Annotated in this window: 9 protein-coding genes; 4 read left to right on the plus strand and 5 right to left on the minus strand. The window is 32.0% G+C overall.

What is annotated here, in order from left to right; translation table 11 throughout:
* From KA468_RS10125 to der, 3 genes are all read left to right on the plus strand, one after another.
* On the plus strand, positions 1-348 hold a 348-nt coding region (locus KA468_RS10125; RefSeq protein ID WP_291242818.1), incomplete at its 5' end, for a KTSC domain-containing protein.
* Positions 349-426: 78 nt separating this feature from the next.
* Positions 427-1311, plus strand: a complete 885-nt coding sequence (gene era / locus KA468_RS10130; protein ID WP_291242819.1) for a GTPase Era — start codon at positions 427-429, stop codon at positions 1309-1311.
* Between the two features lie 131 nt (positions 1312-1442).
* Positions 1443-2753 carry a ribosome biogenesis GTPase Der gene (gene der, locus KA468_RS10135; RefSeq protein ID WP_291242820.1) on the plus strand — a complete coding sequence of 437 codons (1311 nt, stop codon included), beginning with the start codon at positions 1443-1445 and terminating at the stop codon, positions 2751-2753.
* An 83-nt stretch (positions 2754-2836) separates the two neighbouring features.
* Here the strand turns inward: der and KA468_RS10140 are convergent, their stop codons facing one another.
* From KA468_RS10140 to KA468_RS10160, 5 genes are read right to left on the minus strand one after another with little or no spacing between them, the layout of a single operon-like run.
* Positions 2837-3595 (minus strand): TPM domain-containing protein, encoded by a 759-nt coding sequence (locus tag KA468_RS10140; protein WP_291242821.1) that lies wholly within the window; start codon positions 3593-3595, stop codon positions 2837-2839.
* A gap of 1 nt (position 3596) precedes the next feature.
* A complete protein-coding gene (locus KA468_RS10145) occupies positions 3597-4037 on the minus strand; it encodes a TPM domain-containing protein (RefSeq protein ID WP_291242822.1) in 441 nt (146 codons plus the stop codon).
* A 5-nt stretch (positions 4038-4042) separates the two neighbouring features.
* Positions 4043-4636 (minus strand): LemA family protein, encoded by a 594-nt coding sequence (locus tag KA468_RS10150; RefSeq protein WP_291242823.1) that lies wholly within the window; start codon positions 4634-4636, stop codon positions 4043-4045.
* 31 nt (positions 4637-4667) lie between these two features.
* Positions 4668-4937: a hypothetical protein gene (locus tag KA468_RS10155; RefSeq protein ID WP_291242824.1), complete on the minus strand. Its 270-nt coding sequence runs from the start codon at positions 4935-4937 to the stop codon at positions 4668-4670.
* Between the two features lie 29 nt (positions 4938-4966).
* On the minus strand, positions 4967-5296 hold the full coding sequence (locus KA468_RS10160) for a MerR family transcriptional regulator (RefSeq protein WP_291242825.1): 330 nt from the start codon (positions 5294-5296) through the stop codon (positions 4967-4969).
* A 285-nt stretch (positions 5297-5581) separates the two neighbouring features.
* Between KA468_RS10160 and KA468_RS10165 the strand changes: the two genes are divergently transcribed.
* Positions 5582-6227, plus strand: a 646-nt coding sequence (locus tag KA468_RS10165; protein WP_291242826.1) for an alanine--tRNA ligase-related protein, incomplete at its 3' end; no start/stop codon positions are given.

Consider the following 6227-nt stretch of genomic DNA (forward strand, 5'->3'; position numbering starts at 1 on the left):
CATCCTGATACTATTGCAGATCCAGTTGAACGTTTAGCAGCTGAAGAAAGAAGTAAAAACATTATTGAAGCCTACCACTTTTTAGTAAGTATCGCTCCAGAAACAAGAGAGAAAGTAAAGGCAGAATACTTAGCTACAACTACAACTTCACAAATTGCTGATTTTTATATGGACAAAGGTGTTCTGTATATTAGCTTTGCAGATGGAAGTAAATTCGAATACTTTGGTGTGCCAAGAAATACGTATGTGAAAATGGTAAACGCAGAATCACCAGGTCGTTTTGCTCGTCGTCATATTTATAACGAATTCACTTACCGTAGCGCAAGTAAATTAGTTGCGGCAGAATAAATAACTAACATAATATTGTACAAGAAGCCATTCTGAAACGAGTGGCTTTTTTATGTACCTTTGTAAAAAATAAACTATATGTCGCATAAAGCAGGTTTTGTAAATATTATCGGAAACCCAAACGTGGGGAAATCTACCTTAATGAATGCTATGGTAGGCGAGAAGTTGTCTATCATCACCAGTAAAGCACAAACCACACGTCACAGAATTTTTGGTATTGTAAATGATGAAGATTATCAAATCGTTTTTTCGGATACGCCAGGAATTATTAAACCTGCGTACGATTTACAAACCAGTATGATGGATTTTGTTAAAAGTGCTTTTTCTGATGCCGATATTTTAATCTATATGGTTGAAATTGGAGAAAAAGAATTAAAAGACGAAGACTTCTTCAATAAAATTATCAATGCTAAAATTCCAGTTTTACTTTTGTTAAATAAAATTGATAAATCCAATCAAGAATTATTAGAAGAACAAGTACAAACTTGGCAAGCAAAGGTTCCGAATGCTGAAATTTTCCCAATTTCGGCTTTAGAAAACTTTAATGTAAAAGAAGTACTAAATAGAATTGTTGATTTATTGCCACTTTCACCACCATATTATCCTAAGGATGCATTGACAGATAAACCAGAACGTTTTTTTGTAAATGAAACCATTCGTGAGAAAATTTTATTAAACTACGATAAAGAAATTCCGTACGCAGTTGAGGTGGAAACTGAAGAGTTTTTAGAAGATGAAAAAATCATAAGAATTCGCTCTGTCATTATGGTAGAACGCGATACGCAGAAAGGAATTATTATCGGACATAAAGGTGCAGCCCTAAAAAAAGTAGGAATGCAGGCTCGTGCCGATTTAGAATTGTTTTTCGATAAACAAATACACATTGAAATTTTCGTAAAAGTGAATAAAGATTGGCGAAATAACGCCTTTCAATTACGAAGATTTGGATACAATCAAAAGTAATAATAAATAATTAGTTTATAGAATTTAGTAGTTAGTTTGGAGCAATGCGTTTGGTATTACTTACAAAAACTCCTAACTATTAACCCTAAACTCGCAACTTTTAAACTATCTTTGCACAAAATATAAGAATAATGAATAATATTGTAGCCATAGTAGGAAGACCAAATGTAGGAAAATCTACGCTTTTTAATCGTTTAATCCAACGTAGAGATGCCATCGTAGACTCTGTGAGTGGCGTTACGCGTGATAGAAATTATGGAAAAAGTGAATGGAATGGAAAAGAATTTTCTGTAATTGATACAGGTGGATACATTAAAGGTTCTGATGATATTTTTGAAGGCGAAATTAGAAAACAAGTAGAATTAGCAATAGATGAGTGCGATGCCATTATTTTTATGGTAGATGTAGAAGAAGGCATTACGCCAATGGATGATGAAGTTGCGAAATTACTACGTAAGGTTACTAAACCTGTTTTATTAGCCGTGAACAAAGTTGATAATTCGAAACGTGTTACAGATGCGTTAGAGTTTTATAATTTAGGATTAGGCGAATATTTCACTATTGGCGCTATGAATGGAAGTGGAACGGGTGAATTATTAGATAAATTAGTAGAAGTTTTACCTGAAATGCCAGAAGCCGTTGAAGATGAAAATCCTTTACCTCGTTTTGCTGTTGTGGGTCGTCCAAATGCTGGAAAATCGTCTATTATTAATGCCTTAATTGGTGAAGATAGATTTGTGGTTACAGATATTGCAGGAACTACTCGTGATGCCATTGATACTACATATAACCGTTTTGGTTTCGAATTTAACTTGGTAGATACTGCCGGAATTAGAAGAAAAGCGAAAGTAAAAGAAGATTTAGAATTTTATTCTGTAATGCGTTCGGTTCGTGCCATTGAACATTCTGATGTTTGTATTTTGGTAATTGATGCCACTCGTGGTTTTGAAGGACAAGATCAAAGTATTTTTTGGTTGGCTGAAAAAAACAGAAAAGGAATTGTAATTTTAGTCAACAAATGGGATTTAGTAGAAAAAGATACTATGACCGCAAGAGATTACGAGCGTAAAATTCGTGAGCAAATTCAACCGTTTACAGATGTGCCAATTCTATTCGTATCTGCATTAGAAAAACAACGTTTATTAAAAGGATTAGAAACTGCTGTTGAGGTTTTTGAAAACAGAAAACAAAAAGTACCAACATCAAAATTCAACGATTTGATGTTACCAATTATTGAAAACCAACCGCCACCAGCGTTAAAAGGGAAGTATGTAAAAATTAAATATTGTATGCAATTGCCTACTCCGGTACCACAGTTTGTATTTTTTGCCAACTTACCGCAATATGTAAAAGACCCTTACAAACGTTTTATTGAAAATAAATTGCGAGAAAACTACAACTTTAGTGGTGTCCCAATAGACATTTACTTTAGACAGAAATAATATAAAAAAAACCGATAAGTGATTATCGGTTTTTTTTGTTTAAACTCTTTGAGGTTTATATTTTTTGACAACTAATTACTTAATTACCAACTACCACTTGCTCCGCCACCGCCGAAACTTCCTCCACCGCCAAATCCACCAAATCCACCGCCAGATGAACCGCCGCCGAAACTTCCGCCACTACTGCGGCCCAAGCTACTTAATATAATGATGTCCATTAAATCGGGTCCGCCAAATCCTCCAGAGTTACCTCCGTTTTTTCCTTTATTTTTTGATGCGATGATTAAAAAAATAATCACAAAGGCAAAGATTATTAAGATAGGTAAAAAACTACCTTCTTTCTTAGGCTTATCGTTTTTAAATTCACCTTTTAAAACTCTGAAAATAGCATTTGTACCTTCATCAATTCCTTGGTAATATTGATTTTCTTTAAAATTGGGTTTAATTACATTTTCAATGATTCTTCTCGATAAGGCATCTGTTAATAAATGCTCTACACCATAACCAGTTTGAATAGTCATTTTACGATCATCTTTAGCAATCAATAAAATGATTCCATTGTCTTTTCCTTTTTGACCAATTTTCCACTTTTGTGCTAAATCTGTGCCATATCTTGCTATGTCTTCACCTTGTGTAGTCGATACAACCATCACAAACATTTCTGTAGAAGTGCTATCAGAATAAATGGCTAATTTTTTATATAAACTTTCTTTTTCTTGAATAGATAGTGTATTTGTACTATCTATTACAGGAGGAATAAATGAAGGTTTTGCTGGAATTTTTAGTTGAGCTTGAGAAACAACACCAATAAGTAATGCAATGAATAAAACTAATTTTCTCATATTAATTTTTAGATATTTCATTAGATAATTCATTTGTGTCGGTTTCATCATCATATGGAAAATGTTTTTTCAATTGTATGCCAGCTTCTAAAATTCCTTTAATTAAACCTTCTTTATACTTGCCTTCTTTGAATTTTTCAATTATATGATTTTTTGTAGAGTTCCAAAAATCTTGTCCTACTAAATCATTAATGCCTTTGTCGCCAATAATAGCAAAACTTTTGGTTTCGGTACAAATGTAAAAAAGTACTCCGTTTTTCAATTCGGTAGCATCCATTTTAAGAAAATGAAAAACCTCCTGTGCTCTTTCTATAGAAGGTTTAGTGTTTCTAGCTTCAATATGTACGCGAATTTCACCTGAAGTATTTTTTTCGGCAATCTCAATAGCAGAAACAATTTCTTTTTCTTCCGATTTGGTTAAAAATTCTTCGGATTTATACATATTTACTATTTTTTATCGAAATCAAATTCTACTTTAGGTGCTTTTTCAGCGCCAGCGTCAGATTTAAAACGAGCTATTTCATTGAATCCGAACAATTTTGCGAAAATTACCGATGGAAATGTTTTAATTTTTTTATCGTATATATTTACTGAATCATTAAATCTATCTCTTTCCACATTAATTCGATTTTCAGTTCCCTCAATTTGGGATTGTAACTCTTTAAAAGCATCTGTTGTTTTTAAATTCGGATATTGTTCTACTGAAACAAGAAGTCTAGATAAAGAACTCATTTCAGCAGTTTTTGCTTGTTGAAATTGAGCCATTTGTTCTGGAGTAACATTTGTTGGATCAATTGTAATTGATGTAGCTTTGGCACGCGCATTAATTACAGCTTCTAAAGTAGATTTTTCAAAATCAGCAGAACCTTTTACGGTTCTAACTAAGTTATCAATTAAATCATTTCTTCTTTGATACGAACTTTCTACTTTTGACCAAGCTGTTTTGGCATCTGCCTGAACACCAACTAATCCGTTATACGAACTTATTGCTAATAAAACTAATACACCAATAATTGCTACTGGAATTATCCACTTTTTCATAATTTTTTGATTTTAATTTAAGTTAATTTTTTTATGTAATTTGATTTTCTTTAAAATAATACAATAATCCTGTAATAAAGCTAAAAGAAATAAAACCAATGGTCCAGAATACTTTTTCGTTATTTTTTAATTTTACAGAATGATTAATTTGATAGATGCCTAACACGATGTAACACAAGGTAGAAAATAATCCTAACATCAAAAATAAGGTTGCAAATTCCAAATGATAGATTTTCAGCAAACTACCAAAAAGCACCAAAATAAATGACAAAACAAATATTTTTTTATATAAATTATTCATTGTTTTCATTTTTTAAACATTTTGTTTTGTTAAAGTCCTTTTTTCATTTCTTGCAATTTGTTTTTGATGCCTTCCAATTTATTTATGATTTCAAAATTGTCCAAGGTTTTCTTTTTACCTTCTTTCAAATGAATTTTAGCACCTTCTAAGGTAAAACCACGTTCTTTTACTAAATGGTAAATCATTTGCAACACTTTTACATCATCTGGACGAAACATTCTGTCGCCCTTTGCATTTTTTTTAGGATTTATTTCGTCAAATTCTTTGTCCCAAAAACGAATTAATGATGCGTTAACATCAAATGCTTTCGCTAATTCGCCAATGCCATAATATCTTTTTTCTGGTAAGTTTACTTGCATTTTTTTCTTTTTATTATTCTCTCATTGATTATTGTGGAATTAACACATAAATCAAAAGCTTAATTTTCCTTATTGGCTAATTTAGTAATTAAAACAAATTCTTTTACAAAAAAGTTGCCTTTTAGAAACTTTTTGTTGTTAGCGATTTCATTAAAATTTACTATTTTTGTGCACGTTACAACAAAGTAACACTTATTATACGAAAGAACTTGAATTTTGTTTCATATTTTGAAATATTTTTTTAGAATTTCAATCAAATAAATTATTCGATACAATATCATAAAAATGAAATCACAAGACATAAGAAAAGCGTATTTACAATTTTTTGAAAGCAAAGGACACACCATTGTTCCATCTGCCCCAATTGTATTAAAAGACGACCCAACACTGATGTTTAATAACTCAGGAATGGCACAGTTCAAAGAGTTTTTCTTAGGAAATGGTACGCCAAAAAGTAATCGAATCACAGATACTCAAAAATGTTTGCGTGTTTCTGGAAAACATAACGATTTAGAAGATGTTGGTTTTGATACGTATCATCACACGATGTTCGAAATGCTTGGAAATTGGTCTTTTGGCGATTATTTCAAAAAAGAAGCCTTGCCTTGGGCTTGGGAATTTCTTACGGAAGTTTTAAAGTTAGAAAAAGACCGTTTATATGTGTCTGTTTTTGAAGGTAGTACAGAAGATAATGTGCCTTTCGATCAAGATGCTTGGGATATTTGGAAACAATTTGTACCCGAAGACCGAATTATATTAGGAAATAAAAAAGACAACTTTTGGGAAATGGGCGACCAAGGTCCTTGTGGTCCTTGTTCTGAAATTCATATCGATTTACGCTCAGATGCTGAAAGAAATGAAGTTTCAGGAAGAAGTTTAGTCAACGCCGACCATCCGCAAGTAGTGGAAATTTGGAATAACGTTTTTATGG

Source organism: Flavobacterium sp. (assembly GCF_017985075.1).
In the GTDB taxonomy this organism is placed as follows: domain Bacteria; phylum Bacteroidota; class Bacteroidia; order Flavobacteriales; family Flavobacteriaceae; genus Flavobacterium.